Consider the following 16422-nt stretch of genomic DNA (forward strand, 5'->3'; position numbering starts at 1 on the left):
TAGTAAGAAAAAGTAAATTAAAAGTAACTTATTTACTTGACGTAATGTGTTTACTATTTTATATTTAATTACAAAAAGTAACTAAAAAGTTGGAGGATTTATTCATTATGACATTTAAAATTGATGCTACATTACAGCTTGAACATCTACATTTACTTGTACAGTCATTAGAGACAATGACTGATTTTTATAAAAAACTTGGACTCCAAGTACTTAGCCAAAGTACAAGCGAAGTGACATTTTCTATTCCAGGCAATACAAAGCCTATTTTAATATTATCAACTGATGATGGGGTGACAATTCGTCCAGCTCGTACGACTGGTCTATTCCATTTTGCCATTTTAGTTCCTTCACGGGAAGATTTAGCTTATGTAATCGGCAATTTATTGAATACAGGTGTGTCGATAACAGGGGCCGGGGATCATATTTATTCAGAAGCCTTTTACTTAAATGATCCTGAAGGTAACGGTATCGAAATCTACCATGATCGCCCTCGTACTGAGTGGATTAGCGATGGTCATGGTGGACTTGTCACGACAACAGAAGCAGTGGATATAGAAGGTGTCATGGCATTATATGACCGTCAGCGTCCTTGGACAGGTTTCCCTAAAGGCACTGTATTAGGTCATATGCATTTAAATGTGAGCGTAATTAATGATGCAACCACTTACTTCTATATAGATGCACTTGGTTTTGATATTATGACTAACTTCCACGATAGCGCACTATTCATTTCTGCTGGGGGCTATCATCATCATATTGCAGTCAACATCTGGCAAGGGGCCGGTGCACCAGTACCACCAAAACAAACAACCGGTTTACTTAGCTATACATTATCTCTTTCTTCACAGGAAGAATTACAAAAGCTGCTATCTAATTTAAAAGACAAGGAAATCCCATTTACATTCGACAACGAACAGTTAGTTATTTCAGATTTCAATGATGACAAAATGATTTTTTACGTTCGTTAATTTTTCCAATAAATAATTTCCTTTTTTGTTAAAAACTCATTGAACCAATACATGTATTCATTTATCATTCGAGTATAGATGCTGTTGAAATTGCCCTATTATTTGTTACGAAAATGCTATTTAACAGCAGTCTGAATAGGAGGACTACAATGTTTTGGTTTGATGAATTTTCATTTGTTTCCCTTTTTATTTCCATGATTTTTTTCATCGTCTTCGGTACTTTTGCCTTCGTTATACTTAACGGTATTAGACAATGGGCTAAAAATAATAATTCACCTGAGTTAACAGTGCCGGCCAAAATCGTTACAAAACGGACAGACACACGAGGCGGTTCAGGCAACTCTAGTGCTCATACCTCCTACTATGTAACTTTTGAAGTGCAAAGTGGGGATCGTATAGAGTTAAAACTCGATGGGCGAAACTACGGGCAGCTAGCTGAACATGACTTTGGCCTATTAACGTTTCAAGGTACTCGCTTCAAAGCATTTGAACGCCATAAAAAAGAGAGCTACGATTAATCATCGTGCTCTCTTTTTATATAAGCAGTATTATTTAATTAAATATTTACCAAAGCCGCCTTCTGTGTCACCAAGGTACTCAATATTGCTACCAGCTGGAATGACTTTTTGGGCATCCTTTGCAGAATGGTAAATAACTTTTGTATTCGCTGGGAACGGTACAAATGACCAGTTGTTATCCGCAGCAGGATTAATTGTTTTGTTCGCCATAATATAGTCAATTACTGCTTGACGATTTTCATAAGCGTAGTTTGTCACGTTTGTGCCTTCCGCATTTTTAAACGTTGCACCATATGAACCACCAACACGGTAATTGTTTGTAATGATAATGAATTGTTGCTCTAAATCAATTGGCTTGCCATTGTATTGTACGTTTTTAATACGGTTTGCTTTGTCATCGACTAAATTACCACGACGATCGTACTTTGCCGGTGATGTTACATCGATTTGATATGTTAAGCCATCTAATACGTCAAAGTTGTATGAACGTGCTTCCGCATCGATAATGTTTTGTTCCTCTGTTTTCTTCGGATCAATGGTAGCGAAAATTCCAGCAGCCATTTCTAACCATTCAATTGCTTGTGCACCTGTTACTTTAATTGTTGCAACAGTGTTATCGTAATGATAGATATCCGCCATGTTTTTAATAGCAAGTGGCCCTACAGGAATATTTGTAAAGTCCGCAGGGTTATTGCGTGAGCCTGCTTTGAAAGGTGCACCAGCAGAAAGAATTGGTGTGTTTTCATCAGCCGTCCCTTTTAGTTCTTTTTCAATATACCATTTTTGTGCTTGTGTTACGATTTGAATCGATGGATCATCTTGAACCATTGAGAAATAGCTATGAATAGGTGCAGTCGTTTCACCAACAGCTTGGCGAATGTACGTTAATGTACCTTCATGTGCTTCTTTAATAGCGTTCAAGACAGTTTGCGACGGTTGTAAGCCTTCTTGTTTAATAGAACGGATGGAACCTTGTCCATCTGTCACAACCCATTTAGAACCTTGTTGCTCTAGTTTTAAATCAATGACGCCAAGGTGACTTCCATAGCTACCTGCCATTACAGTAGGCACACCATTAATTGTCCCTTTTTCTTGATCAACATTTTTAAGGTCTTTATAGTCACCTGGGAATGTTAAATGCGAGTGACCTGTAATTAACGCATCAATTCCTTCGATTTCGGAAATTTGATAGCCTACATTTTCAGCACCTTGCACATTCGTATCTTCACCGATACCTGAATGAGAAAGCACGACGATAACATCTGCACCTGCTTTTTGCATTTCAGGTACAACTTCTTTAATGGCCTCTACAGGCTCTTGCATTTCAACTTTACCTTCTAGATGAATAGCATCCCATTCAACGATCTTCGTTGGTACAATACCTGTTACACCTACTTTTAGTGTATGTGTTTTCCCTGTATTGTCCACTACCTCTTTATCGATTAAAACAAATGGTGTATACATATGTTTTTTTGTTTTCGCGTCATACGTGTTTGCATTCACAACTGGATATTGCGCATCATTTAAAACTTCCGTTAAAAAGTCTAAACCATAGTTGAACTCATGGTTCCCTAAAGTACCACCATCATATTTAAGCGCATTTAAAGCTGCTATCGCTGGATGAACCTCACCTGGCTTTAGTACATTTTCTAACGCTTTATAAGAACCAAGTGGTGTACCTTGAATTAAATCCCCATTATCAAATAGTAAAGTATTTGGATTTTCTGAACGAGCTTGTTCAATAAGTGCAGCAGTGTTTGCTAATCCGACATCAGCAGATTCTGCATCTAAATAATAATTATAGTTTGCTAAGTTAGTATGAATATCTGTTGTACCTAAAATTTGAAGATCTACTGTTGTCGAACTACTAGGCACTTGATATTCAGCTACAAAACGTTCAATAATGCTTTGCATTTGCTCAGCCGTCACATAGTCACGTGGACGAATTGTATTATCTTCGTACCCTTGTAAAATATTTGCCGCTACAGCATTTGCTAAATCTTGCTGATGCGTCTTTGCAATTTGATCTGCATCCTTGAATTTGTCTAATTCGCTAAGTGAAGCATTGTCTGTTACTAAGCCACGCGCAGAAATAACAAATGCTTGTTGACGCGTTAATTTATCATTTGGAGCAAATAATGTTGCTGATTTACCTTTGATTAGTTTAAGCTCTACCGCTTTTTCCACATAAGGTGCTAAATCCTTAGGGACATCGGTAAAACGAAGTGAAGACCCGTCACCAAGCTCAACGTTCAAGCTCTCTACAAGTTCCTTCACATAATCCCCACGTGTTACATCGTTAGATGCAGCCTGTGCAGATAAGTTAAATGGTAAGACAGTAAATAGAACAAGTAATACAGCTAGCATTTTAGTTAATAATTTCTTATTCAAGCAATTACCTCCCTATAAATATAATATTTTCCTACGTTTTCTATTATATTATACTAATCATGAATTTCACTGAATACTTAGACCTAATTGTATGTACTTTTTAACTAATAGCTAAACACTTTTTAAACAAATCATATATTATTATTATTTCTCACTCATTTCTTTTTATAGTATGTTATTTTATGTAAATACTTAATAAATGCATAGCACCAATATGTCAGACCTTCATACCTCTACCGTACCTTTATAAAACCAATAAAAAAGCCCTCCCAATATTGAGAGGACTTTTAGTAAAAAATAGTTGCTTAAGCTGTTACTACTTGAAGAGATTTCGCTACTTTTTTAACCGCTTCTAGGCCGTTAGCAATAATTTCTTCTGCTTTGTCTGGAGTAGCGTTATGACCTTCGATGATAACTTCTTCGATAACTTCCATACCGAATACGCCACCTACTACGTTTTTAATGTAGTTTACTGACATTTCTAATGGTTGTGCTTCTGGTGCTGAGTAGTATCCGCCACGAGCGTTTAAGATAACAGCTTTTTTATCGCCCATTAAGCCAACTAATTGACCGTTTTCATCATATTTGAAAGTGAAACCAGCTTGATATACATAGTCAATGAATGTTTGTAATGTCGCTGGAATTGTTAAGTTCCATAATGGGAAAGCAAATACCACTACATCTGCTGCAGTGAATGCATCCATTGCTTTTTGTTTTGCAGCTAAAATACGTGATTCGATATCAGATAATTCTTCACCGTTTTGAACTTTACCAAAAGCGTTGAAAAGATCTTGACCGAAGTATGGCATATCTTCAGCATACACATCGAAAGTTGATACGTTTACACCTTCTACATTTTCCATGAAAGTGTCATACATTTTTGTTGAAATACCGTCTGGGCGGTTGTTAGCTTTTACTACTAATACGTTCATTATATAAATCTCCCTTAAATGTCTTAGATTAATATCTCGAATTCAAGATATATACTTATAATAATAAAAGACCGATAAAAAGTCAACGGCCCTCACCTCAGACTTTTGACTGAATGATGAAAATAAAGAAAAAATACCCCAGCGTAACTGTAGCCAAATTTTTGAGCATGCACGAAATGCTACTCTAAAAAACTGGTTACAGCAGCTGGAGCATTAACATGTTAGCCACGGTTAAAGCTTCACTGCATTTTAGTGCCTTTTACTCGGAAGCATTAAAATTTACAGCTATCGTCTGTACAAACGCCTGCATCGCCCGACCCTTCCATTTGTAAAGCAGGTTGCAAGCCTTCTTCTTGTGCTACTTTACGTAAAGTATCTTCAAACACCTCTTGCGGTTGTGCACCTGAAATACCGTATTTACGATTTAGCACAAAAAAGGGAACACCGCGTACACCAAGTTGAAGCCCTTCTTGTATATCTTCTTCCACCTCAGCTTTAAAATCGTCACTAGCAAGCAGCTGTGCGACAGCCTCACGGTTAAGTCCTACTTGCTCAGCGATTGTCTCTAACACATCATTATGACCAATGCGTTTCCCATCGATAAAATAACCATGTAGCAAGGCTTCAACAAGTGCTGAAGCATCACCTTGCTGTTCCGCCCATTTAACAAGTCGATGCGCTTTTAATGTGTTTTCTGCCATCATGTTATCGAAGTTATAGTGTAAGCCTACTTCTTTAGCGCGCGCTGTCACACCTTGCGTCATTTCTTTCGCTTTATCTAATGACATACTATATTTTTGAGCTAAGGAATCATAGACCGACACATTCGTATTTTCTGGTGTTGTCGGGTCTAGTTGATAGCTTTTATAAACAAGTTCCACCTGTCCTGCAAAGCCTGTGTCCTGAATCGCCTTTTCTAATTGCTTTTTGCCAATATAGCAAAATGGACAAACATAATCTGACCAAATTTCAATTTTCATAAATAATCACGCCCCTTTGCTACATTGTAACGATAGCCTCTCTGTTGAATCAATTTATTTGCTTCATTGCATAAATTTTCAAACCTAGTTCCATACTACATATAAAAACAATGCGAGGGTTCTGTATGACACAATCTCTTTGGCTTGCTACGACCGACTCTGATTCATTACCATCATTGACGGCTTCAACTAAATGTGATGTTTGTATTATTGGTGGAGGGTTGACTGGACTATACACTGCCTACGTTTTAGCAAAAGCAGGTGTCGATGTTGTACTACTTGAGGCAAATGCCAAGCTTAGTCATGGTACGACAGGTCATTCAACAGGAAAATTAACAGCGCAGCATGGCTTAGTTTATGCCAATCTTATTGAAAAGCTTTCTGTAGATGAAGCGCGGCTCTATTATCAATTAAATCAGCATGCTGTAGAGAAAGCATTACAGTTGCTCCCTAAAGAGTCGATTCGGCAAGTGGATTCATTGCTTTATTGTCAAACAAAAGAGGGCTACTCACAATTATTAAAAGAGTGGAATGCCTATAAAGTATTAAATATTAAGTCCAACATCACCTCCGACACGGAGCTCCCTTTCCCAGTTACGAAAGCGCTCAGCATATCCCAACAGGCACAAATAAATCCTGTAACGGTTAGTAATTTTCTTATCAAAGAAGCGTTATCAATGGGTGCTAAACTGTATGCGAATACCCGTGTTCAGCAATTGCAAATTGCACAAAATAACTTACATACCGAAAAAAATATATCGGTTCAATATAACAAGCTCATTTTGTGCACGCATTATCCAATTGAAGCTTTTAAAGGGCTACAACTATTCAAACTTTCAAATAATCGATCGTATATGGTCGCTAGTAAAATAACCGAAACACTACAAGGTCAATATTTATCAGTGGACTTCCCATCACGTTCTATTCGAACGACGACAATTAATGATGAACATTATTTGCTGCTCGGTGGGGCTAATCATATCGCTGGTGAAACGGCGCATACTGAGCCCTATTATGATGCCATTCAAAATGAAATGAAAGTACACTTTGGACAGGAGCCACTTTATAGATGGTCAGCACAGGATATTGAAACACCTGACATGGTACCTTATGTCGGTAGAATTACACCGTCCTTATCAAATGTTTTTATTGCAACAGGATACCGTAAATGGGGAATTTCAAATTCCTTCGTAGCCGGAGATTTACTGTCCTCGCTTATTACAGAGACGACGAATGACACTAAGGCAAGCGCACTCTATTCACCAGCGCGAACAAAATTTGGAGCACAGTTTATGCAAATGCTCAAGGTTGGTGGCTTTGTAGCAAAGGAATTTGTCGCAGGCTATCTTAAAAATGGCAATGCTCCAACTTGTACGCATTTAGGATGTAAAACGAAATGGAACGAAGCAGATGAAACGTGGGATTGCCCATGCCATGGCTCCCGTTTTAATGCCCAGGGAGAAGTGCTAGAAGGACCAGCCGTTCAGCCATTAAAGCTTGATTAAAAAGGTTGCTAGCTCAAAACCACAATTAAAACAAAAACAGCATACTATTTCAGACTGCAGAAGGCTGGGATAAAAAGAAAAAGTGTTAGATTGACTACAATCAATCTAACACTTTTTTGCATTGCCGTTGATGTCCGCTACGGTGGGCGCTTTCCGCTCAGCACAGTAAGCCGCAACCGTCGCTGTCGCGCCGCCTGTTGCGTCTTACGTTTTGTGCGTTCTGAGCAGGAGTCGCCACCTTCGCTACCACCAACTAGTACTCTATTTTAACTTTACTTACATAAGTTATGACCCATCTTCATTCTTAAGTTTGGGCAATATCCTATCTTATTTTAATGCGTCCGTTAACACTGGCACGATTTGTTTTTTACGAGACACAACACCTGGTAATACGACACGGTTGTTTGTCAGCTCTGCACCAAAAGCTTTTGCTGCAGCATCTGCAACTTGTCCAATAGCAACAGCTGTTGAATCATTGTTTAAAATATCTGTTACAACGAAGAAGAATAAATCTAAACCATTTTCAGCAACATGTTTGTTTAACAAAATTTCTAATTCCTCTTGGCGGCCAAGTACGTCGTTAATATCAACAGCATTCACTTGTGCAACAACTGATTTATACTCACCGAATTGGAACTCTTTCGCATCTAACGATAAAAGATCTTCTAATGATTTATCTGATAGATCCGCACCTGCTTTTAGCATTGCTAGCCCATAGTCAGCAGCATCAACACCTGCAATTTTCGCTAACTCAGCTGCAGCTTTTACATCTTGTTCTGTACATGTTGGCGATTTAAACAATAATGTATCTGAAATAATAGCAGATAACATTAAACCTGCAATATTCGAAGGTACTTCAACATCGTGTTCTTTAAAAATTTTATTTAAAATCGTTGCCGTACAACCTACTGGCTCCGCGCGATAGTATAATGGGTCTGCTGTTTGGAAGTTTGCAATACGGTGGTGGTCAATAACCTCTGTCACTTGTACTTCTTCAATTCCATCAGCTGATTGTTGGAATTCATTGTGGTCTACTAGAATAACTTTGTCCGCTTCTCCTACTACAGAAGAAATAAGACGAGGTGCTTCAAAACCGAATTTCTCTAGCGCATATTTTGTTTCGTTATTTACTTCACCAAGACGTACTGCTTCAGTATCTACCCCAATTTGTTGTTTTAAATAGGCATATACAATTGCAGATGTAATTGTATCTGTATCTGGATTTTTATGTCCAAAAACTAAAACTTTACTCATTAATACTTTTCCTCCTAAATGGCTTCTACATTTTCATTTATTTTATCACAATTTATGAAAGAACATGCTATAAAGTAAAACTTTCATTTTGCGATGTGCTATAAAACAATTGTTCAATGGCGCTACCTATACTACAATAAATAATTTTCAATACATTTAACAGTTTATCTAATATTTACCATTAATTATTATAAATTATGATACTAAACATAAATTTCCTTATTTTAGCTAGATATATAGTTGTGATTTTTATACAAGAAACGATAATTTTATGCTATTATCATGTAGTCAAAATTTTTAGGAATTACAGGAATGGGGATTATGATGACAAAGAAGATGGAAAAAAAGTATATTCCTTTAGCAAGCTATTTTGACGTGGCTTCGCAAAATGAGATAACTTTATCCTTTAGCGCATTAGAAAATATTATGGGACAAGCTTTACCCAATGCTGCATATTTAAATAAGAGCTGGTGGAAAAAAACAAAGCCCCCGCTTACGCATTTTTTATCTTGGACAAATGCAGGTTATTATGTCATTGATGTCAAATTAGGTACAAGTGTTACTTTCTCTCGTACACAAGAGAAAATACCGACAAACAATATTTCTGAAAATAACGAAAATACTTCTGCGTACATAATCCGAGCGATTGAAGCATCAGATGCTAGAGCATTTATTCTTTTACAAGAAGAAATCCTTCAGCAAACTGACTTTTTGTATAATGTAGAAAATGAGTTAGATTTAACAGTTCAACAGCTTAGAAAAAATCTTGCTTATTGGAAGCAATTAAAAAACCGCACGATTTTGCTTTGCATTTTAAATGGCAATTTTGCTGGCTATGCCGTTATTCATGGCTATAAGCATTCGAAAGCCAAACATGTTGCATCCATCCACATGGCCGTTAAGGAAGAACACCAACGAAAAGGTATCGGTTCAGCACTTATGAAGGCAGCGGAAGAATGGGCTAGCCAACGGGATATATCACGCTTAGAATTATCAGTGATGGAGCATAATGATGCTGCGTTACAATTATTTAAAAAACATGGTTTTCAACATGAAGGAACGCGCGTTAATGCCATTAAATTAAATGAAAATTTTATAGCCGAATATAGCTTATATAAAATTTTATAAATCATTTTTCAAGGATGTCTAAAACATTTTGGACATCTTTTTTAATTCTTTAAACGCCCGCTCCCAAGTTACACACCACATTTTATTAAAATACTTGCTTCTCTCTTGCAATGTCTAAGAACAATACATTACTTTCTACTTGTTCATATGATTGTTGATATTGATTATATCGTTCTTTATCTTGGCTTATCATTTCCTCAATTAATGCATGCATAAAAGAAAATAACACTGGTACAACATCTAAAGAGGATTGATTTTTCATGCCTAGGGCAAATACTGCACTTGCATAATCCCTAATTGGTGACAAAGCCGAACCAGTTATCGCTATAATTTTCACCTTTTTCATTTTCGCTATTTCAACAATTGCTTTTACATCGTTGGAATGCTTATCACACGAAAAGACAATCAACGTCGTCCGTTCACCCATACTGTTTATTTGTTGGACAAGATCTTCAGAATCTGTACGAAGTTGCTTTACATTTGTTCGTAATGTTTTCAACGTGTACGATAACCAATTAGCAAAGGAGACAGCTTGACGTGCGCCTAAAATATAAATGGTATCTGCTTCATGCATCCATTTGGCGCTTTTCTGAAGCATATTATCGTTAATAAGATGGATAGTATCTTGAATGTTTTGCATATCACGTTGCATGACCTTACCGAAGCTCGAAGTCCGCTGCTTGCTCGTTGTAAATGTAGGTTTAAGGGGAACTTCCTCATCTTGAGAGTTTAAATAACTTCTAATTTCTTCTTGTAGCTCGACATAGCCTGATAAATCCATCGCATAACAAAAACGAATAACAGTAGATTCGCTCACATTTGCCTGCCTTCCTACTTCAGCCGCCCCATTGGCAATGACAACCGTTGGATTACTCATAACAAATTGTGCTACTTTACGTTGTCCTTTTGACAATCTTACAAATTTTTTCTTTATATTTTCATTTATACTCATTCCTAACAACCTTTCTTTCAAAGAAATTATCACGAATGGAGATTATTCTTTACTGATTCTAAATTCGATTAAAAATACAGTATCACGATTACAATTTGAATACAATGACTTTTCAGAAAAATCTTCAATGCATTAATACGTTAATACACTAGTTCGTAATAAAATGACATTAATACAAAATATTTTCAATATCTAAATAATCTTTATTATGTTCGTAAATCACTAATCAATGTTGTTTAATTTGAAATTTTAACATATTTCAGAAATATTTGTATAAAAATCACCAAAAAATCATTTTTATGTGTTTTTTCAAGGAGAATTAAAATAGCAATCATAGTTAAAATCGACTTCCGTCGAGTACGGTACATAAAAAAAGTGTTAGATTGATTACACTCAATCTAACACTTTTGGCTATGACCTCGTTGTCGCTTCGACGACGCTTTCCGCTTAAGCCGCAATTTCCTGCTGCAATTTCATTGTGCACTTTCCTGCAGGAGTTCCCCCTTAGCGACGACCCGGGCCCTTTTCTTTATTTTAATCTAATTCCACTTGTTTTGTTTCTGTACCTAAAAATACTACGCCAATGACACCGATAATTATTGCGCCACAAAAAATCGCAAATATAAAGCCGATATCATAACCTGCAGTTAACAAAGATCCTACTAATAGCGGTCCAAAAATACCACCAATACGCCCCACTGCCGCTGCCATACCTGCACCTGTACCGCGAATGATTGCTGGGTACTGTTCTGGTGTATAAGCATATAGCGCTCCCCATGCACCAAGGTTAAAGAAAGATAAAAACATACCTGATGTTAATAACACTGCCATCGTTTCTGCATTACCAAAAATGAAAGCACTTACAGCGGTTCCAATTAAATAGGAAACAAGTACAAATTTTCGTCCGAATTTTTCAATAAACCAGGCTGCTGTAAAATATCCTGGAAGCTGCGCTAATGTCATAATCAGAACATATTTAAAGCTTGTAATCATATCAAAACCTTTTCCGACCATTACGCTCGGTAACCATAAGAACATACCATAATACGAAAATACCACTGTAAACCACAGTACCCATAACATAAGTGTCGAACGTGCATACTTTTTCGACCACACATCTCGTATGTTGAGAAAGATACTACGTTTTTTCGCTTCTACCTTCGCAGTAAATTGCGGTGAGTCTGGTAAATGCCAACGAAGATAAATAGCGTACACTGCTGGAATGGCTGTTAATAATAACGCTACACGCCAACCCCATGTAGGTATAACAAAATAAGAGATAAGCGCCGCAATGAGCCAGCCCGCTGCCCAAAAGCTCTCCAGTAATACGACCACTCTTCCACGTTCCTTTGCTTCGACACTTTCAGAAACGAGCGTCGATGCTACCGGTAGCTCACCACCGAGCCCCATGCCTACTAAAAAGCGCAATACCATAAATGCTATTAATGTTGTGGTAAATGCTGAAATACCACTTGCTACGGAAAATAAAATCAACGTCCACATGAACACTTGTTTACGCCCGACTTTATCGGCAAAAATACCAAAGGCAAGTGCACCAACAGCCATACCAATAGAATTGATACTGCCTATCCAGCCCATCTGACTCTTTGTTAAATCCCAATCTACCGCAAGCGCTGTAATAACGAAAGATAATATACCGACATCCATTGCGTCAAAGAGCCAGCCAACACCTGCAACACCTAAAAGCTTATTACGCGAAATAGCTTGATTTGTTTTTATCGTTGTCATTTTAACCACCTGTCTTTACACTTGACTTTACATTACGAGTTTACTATACAGTTGTTTCGAGAAAGTGACAAGTAAAATTCAAAAGACCGAATTGTTTAGACAATTTAATAAATGCTATTGAAAATAGAGGGGCATTTGCGTTAAAATGTCTCTTATACAAAAACAACTGTTCTTTCTATGAGAACAAAAGGAGATCGTTACGTTATGTGGAAAGGCCTAATTGAAGAATATAAACAATTTTTACCCGTAACTGAAAATACACCCGCACTTACATTAAACGAAGGCAATACGCCTCTTATACATTTAGTTAATCTATCTAAACAGCTTGGTATCGAGCTTTATGGTAAAATCGAAGGTGCAAATCCAACTGGTTCTTTTAAAGATCGCGGTATGGTTTTTGCCGTAGCAAAGGCTATTGAAGACGGTAGCAAATGTGTTATTTGTGCCTCAACAGGCAACACTTCTGCAGCAGCGGCAGCTTATGCAACTCGCGCCGGTATTCAATCGATTGTCGTAATTCCTAAAGGGAAAGTAGCCCTTGGTAAATTAGCACAAGCTACAATGTACGGTGCGAAAATTATTGAAATCGATGGTAATTTTGATGACGCGTTAAACATTGTGCGTCAAGTAAGTGAAACAACACCAGTAGCACTTGTCAATTCAGTTAACCCATACCGTATCGAAGGACAAAAGACAGCTTCATTTGAAATCGTAGATGCCTTAGGTGCTGCTCCAGACTATTTATGTATTCCTGTTGGTAACGCAGGTAACATCACTGCGTACTGGAAAGGTTTTAAAGAATATAACGATGTGAAAGCGTCAGGCTTACCAAAAATGTACGGCTTTGAAGCAGAAGGAGCCGCAGCAATTGTAAAAGGTGAACCAATCGCTAACCCAGAAACAGTTGCAACAGCTATCCGTATTGGTAACCCTGCTAGCTGGCAATTTGCTGAAGCAGCACGAGATGAGTCTGGCGGTATTATTGACTCTGTAACAGACGAAGAAATTTTAGCAGCTTACAAGCTAATTGCTGGCACTGAAGGGATATTTGTCGAACCTGGTTCAGCTGCATCATTAGCAGGTGTTATTAAGTCCGTTGAAAACGGTAAAATTGCTAAAGGTTCAAAAGTCGTAACAATATTTACTGGTAACGGTTTAAAAGATCCTGACACGGCAATGAACGTTTCAACAGTAGACGTTGTAGCACTGAAAAATGATGAAGAAGAAATCCGTAAATATATTGAGGGCGTACTATGAGTAAAAAGTGGCAAATCACCGTTCCTGGGAGCACAGCCAATTTAGGTCCTGGCTTTGATTCTATCGGACTTGGCTTGTCTCTTTATTTGAAATTAGATGTTTCCCTACAGGATAGTTGGGAAATTATCCATCTTGATGCCAACGGTCCAAGTGAATTTGAGCTGGAACAACATTTACTGTACAGTATTACTAAACAAATTGCTGATCAGTATAACAAGACATTGCCTGCTTGCCGTGTTGAAATGGCGAGTGAACTTCCGCTAGCACGCGGTTTAGGGAGCAGTGCAGCTGTTATTGTTGCAGGTATTGAGCTAGCCAACCAATTATGCGATTTACAATTAACCGTACAAGATAAACTCAATTTATCTTCTCAAATTGAAGGGCACCCTGATAATGCGACAGCCTCGGTACTAGGTGGCTTAACGATTTCTTCAATGGATGATAACGGGATAGTAGATACATTTCATGTGAATGATATTCATGCTTCTTTTGTTGTATACGTACCGGATGTGGAGCTAAAAACAAGCGAATCTCGCTCAGTTTTACCAAAACAATTAGAGCGTGCATATGCTGTTCACGCTTCTGCCAATGCAAATATGTTGGCTGCTTCATTAATGGCCCGAGATTTTGAACGTGCAGGACACTACATGGAAGCGGATTTGTTCCATGAACCTTTCCGCTCAAAATTGATTCCTCAATATGCAGAAATAAAAGCAGCGGCAAAAGCACATGGTGCGTATGGTACAGCTTTGAGTGGAGCGGGCCCGACGCTCATTTCCATTATTCCAACAGCTATTGCTGATACCTTTGTGACAACGATGCAAGCAAAATTCCCAGAACATCAAATCATCCTAACGCAAGCAGATGAACATGGTGTACGCGTAAAATAAATCGAACGTCTACTTTAAAGTAGGCGTTTTTTCTTGAAGGAGGAAGTACTGTGAAACCTATAATTTTCTGTGATTTTGATGGCACTATTACCGAAACAGATAATATTGTCTCTCTTATGACGCATTTCGTTCCAGAACAATCTGAAAAAATCGCCAAGGCCATGATGGCTCAAGAAATTAGCTTTAAAGAAGGCATTACGGCTATGTTTGAACTTTTATCAACTAACCAAAAAGAGGACATCATTCAATATTTGTTGGACACTGCGGTTATCCGTGAAGGCTTTAGCGATTTTGTCCGCTATGCGCAGGAGCACAATATTCCATTTTATATCGTCAGTGGTGGTGTCGACTTTTTTATTCAACCAATGCTTGAAAGATTCGGTCCATTCTCAGGTATTTATTGCAATAGTGCAGACTTTACAGGAGAACAAATTTCGGTTGTTTATCCAAATCGTTGCGATGAACAATGTGCGAATGTCACAACACAAAGCTGTGGCTGTTGTAAGCCAACCGTTATGCGTAAAATGGCACAAGACGATCATTTTAAAATCGTCATAGGAGACTCTATTTCCGATTTTGAAGCGGCGAAACAAGCAGATTTAGTTTTAGCAAGAGAGCAACTAATTGATCGTTGTAAAGATTTACATATTCCTTATCAGCCCTTTAACACCTTTTATGACTGTTTGGAGACAGTGAAAAAATTAGTAGAAGCATAAAAAAAGGAATCTAGCCGATATCATTGACTAGATTCCTTTTCTTCGTAAGTAAAGTTCTTACGCTAATAATACTAAACTAATGGCCATCACTGCCATACCCGCAACTAAGCCATACATCGATAAATGCGTTTCATCATAGCGCTGTGCAGCTGGTAATAGCTCATCTAATGAGATAAATACCATAATTCCTGCAACACCAGCAAATACAATACCGAACATGACATCTGTTAAAAAGGGCATTAACAATAAATACGCTACAAATGCCCCTACCGGCTCTGCTAACCCTGATAAAAAAGAAAGTTTAAATGCTTTTCTACGATTTCCTGTAGCAAAATAAATTGGTACAGATACAGCAATCCCCTCAGGAATATTGTGAATGGCGACAGCGATGGCAATCGCAATACCAACACTCGGATCGTTTATAGCAGACATAAACGTCGCTATGCCTTCTGGGAAGTTATGAATCCCTATTGCAAGAGCCGTGAATACACCCATTTTCATTAAGTGACTTTCATCTAGTTGTGGTTTTACGGCATTGACATCTTCAACAAGCTTAACTTCATGAGGATTAGTTGATTTCGGAATAAACTTATCAATCAATGCAATAAATAACATGCCACCAAAGAAACCTGCAATTGTTAGCCAATAGCCATTCGTTGTACCTAATGCATTGGTTAACGCATCCTTGGCTTTTACGAAAATTTCTACAAGTGATACATAAATCATAACCCCTGCTGAAAAACCAAGTGCTACTGATAAAAATTTTGTATTCGTTCGTGAAGTGAAAAATGCAATTAAACTACCTACTCCTGTTGCAAGCCCAGCAAAAAGAGTTAACCCTAAAGCAAATAAAATTGATCCTTCCAATTCCTTCTTCCTTTACTCTTTTTTTTATTGTACTCATCTTAGCTCAAAAGTTTCCTATATGCAATTCTTTTTTGCTAGGAAAATATTTAATGTAAAATCACAATCATATTTTCATAAATAGGCCGTACGGTGAATAGTTCTGCTGAGGCATCCTACTAAAGCGTAAAAATCAGAATTGCTCGAGTGCCTGGCACTTAGTGTAGATACCTTGCATCGTTTCTTTTCTAAAGCGTAAAAATCCACTACACTTTCCGCGGGTACGTCGTAAGCCACAACCCTCGCATTCGCGCGGTCTGTTACGTCTTACGTGCC

At 37.8% G+C, this 16422-nt stretch carries 14 protein-coding genes; 7 read left to right on the forward strand and 7 right to left on the reverse strand.

Annotated features, from left to right (window positions below):
• The first annotated feature begins 107 nt into the window (after positions 1-107).
• Positions 108-971 carry a VOC family protein gene (locus tag ACKVEV_RS14980; RefSeq protein WP_409367146.1) on the forward strand — a complete coding sequence of 288 codons (864 nt, stop codon included), beginning with the start codon at positions 108-110 and terminating at the stop codon, positions 969-971.
• 149 nt (positions 972-1120) lie between these two features.
• Positions 1121-1489 carry a DUF2500 domain-containing protein gene (locus ACKVEV_RS14985; protein ID WP_409367147.1) on the forward strand — a complete coding sequence of 123 codons (369 nt, stop codon included), beginning with the start codon at positions 1121-1123 and terminating at the stop codon, positions 1487-1489.
• A gap of 30 nt (positions 1490-1519) precedes the next feature.
• Here the strand turns inward: ACKVEV_RS14985 and ACKVEV_RS14990 are convergent, their stop codons facing one another.
• From ACKVEV_RS14990 to ACKVEV_RS15000, 3 genes are all read right to left on the reverse strand, one after another.
• Positions 1520-3880, reverse strand: coding sequence for a bifunctional 2',3'-cyclic-nucleotide 2'-phosphodiesterase/3'-nucleotidase (locus tag ACKVEV_RS14990; protein WP_409367148.1), 2361 nt, complete (start codon positions 3878-3880; stop codon positions 1520-1522).
• Between the two features lie 305 nt (positions 3881-4185).
• Positions 4186-4812 (reverse strand): FMN-dependent NADH-azoreductase, encoded by a 627-nt coding sequence (locus ACKVEV_RS14995; protein WP_409367149.1) that lies wholly within the window; start codon positions 4810-4812, stop codon positions 4186-4188.
• Positions 4813-5084: 272 nt separating this feature from the next.
• Positions 5085-5792 (reverse strand): DsbA family protein, encoded by a 708-nt coding sequence (locus ACKVEV_RS15000; RefSeq protein ID WP_409367150.1) that lies wholly within the window; start codon positions 5790-5792, stop codon positions 5085-5087.
• A 125-nt stretch (positions 5793-5917) separates the two neighbouring features.
• Between ACKVEV_RS15000 and ACKVEV_RS15005 the strand changes: the two genes are divergently transcribed.
• Positions 5918-7297, forward strand: a complete 1380-nt coding sequence (locus tag ACKVEV_RS15005; RefSeq protein WP_409367151.1) for an FAD-dependent oxidoreductase — start codon at positions 5918-5920, stop codon at positions 7295-7297.
• 327 nt (positions 7298-7624) lie between these two features.
• On the opposite strand, the gene ACKVEV_RS15010 is transcribed toward ACKVEV_RS15005, so the two are convergent.
• Complete coding sequence (locus ACKVEV_RS15010) at positions 7625-8551, reverse strand: manganese-dependent inorganic pyrophosphatase (protein ID WP_409367152.1); 927 nt, start codon at positions 8549-8551, stop codon at positions 7625-7627.
• A gap of 321 nt (positions 8552-8872) precedes the next feature.
• Here ACKVEV_RS15010 and ACKVEV_RS15015 point away from each other — a divergent pair, with 321 nt between their 5' ends.
• Entirely contained in the window at positions 8873-9679 is an 807-nt protein-coding gene (locus ACKVEV_RS15015) for a GNAT family N-acetyltransferase (RefSeq protein ID WP_409367153.1), read from the forward strand.
• 85 nt (positions 9680-9764) lie between these two features.
• Here ACKVEV_RS15015 and ACKVEV_RS15020 read toward each other — a convergent pair whose 3' ends face one another.
• Positions 9765-10631 carry a MurR/RpiR family transcriptional regulator gene (locus ACKVEV_RS15020; protein ID WP_409367154.1) on the reverse strand — a complete coding sequence of 289 codons (867 nt, stop codon included), beginning with the start codon at positions 10629-10631 and terminating at the stop codon, positions 9765-9767.
• Positions 10632-11165: 534 nt separating this feature from the next.
• Positions 11166-12380: an MFS transporter gene (locus ACKVEV_RS15025; protein WP_409367155.1), complete on the reverse strand. Its 1215-nt coding sequence runs from the start codon at positions 12378-12380 to the stop codon at positions 11166-11168.
• A 204-nt stretch (positions 12381-12584) separates the two neighbouring features.
• Here ACKVEV_RS15025 and thrC point away from each other — a divergent pair, with 204 nt between their 5' ends.
• Genes thrC through ACKVEV_RS15040 form a run of 3 tightly spaced genes read left to right on the forward strand, consistent with a single transcriptional unit; the run spans position 12585 to position 15243 of the window.
• Positions 12585-13637 carry a threonine synthase gene (thrC, locus tag ACKVEV_RS15030; RefSeq protein WP_409367156.1) on the forward strand — a complete coding sequence of 351 codons (1053 nt, stop codon included), beginning with the start codon at positions 12585-12587 and terminating at the stop codon, positions 13635-13637.
• Positions 13634-14527 carry a homoserine kinase gene (gene thrB, locus ACKVEV_RS15035; RefSeq protein WP_409367157.1) on the forward strand — a complete coding sequence of 298 codons (894 nt, stop codon included), beginning with the start codon at positions 13634-13636 and terminating at the stop codon, positions 14525-14527. The genes thrC and thrB overlap by 4 nt, the downstream gene beginning before the upstream one ends.
• A gap of 50 nt (positions 14528-14577) precedes the next feature.
• A complete protein-coding gene (locus ACKVEV_RS15040; protein ID WP_409367158.1) occupies positions 14578-15243 on the forward strand; it encodes a 2-hydroxy-3-keto-5-methylthiopentenyl-1-phosphate phosphatase in 666 nt (221 codons plus the stop codon).
• A 57-nt stretch (positions 15244-15300) separates the two neighbouring features.
• Here ACKVEV_RS15040 and zupT read toward each other — a convergent pair whose 3' ends face one another.
• The gene (gene zupT / locus ACKVEV_RS15045; RefSeq protein ID WP_409367159.1) at positions 15301-16110 is read right to left on the reverse strand and encodes a zinc transporter ZupT; all 810 of its coding nucleotides are present in this window, start codon (positions 16108-16110) and stop codon (positions 15301-15303) included.
• Between the last annotated feature and the right edge of the window lie 312 nt (positions 16111-16422).

Origin of the sequence: Lysinibacillus sp. 38-6 (assembly GCF_046245175.1) — a bacterium.
Taxonomy (GTDB): Bacteria; Bacillota; Bacilli; order Bacillales_A; family Planococcaceae; genus Lysinibacillus.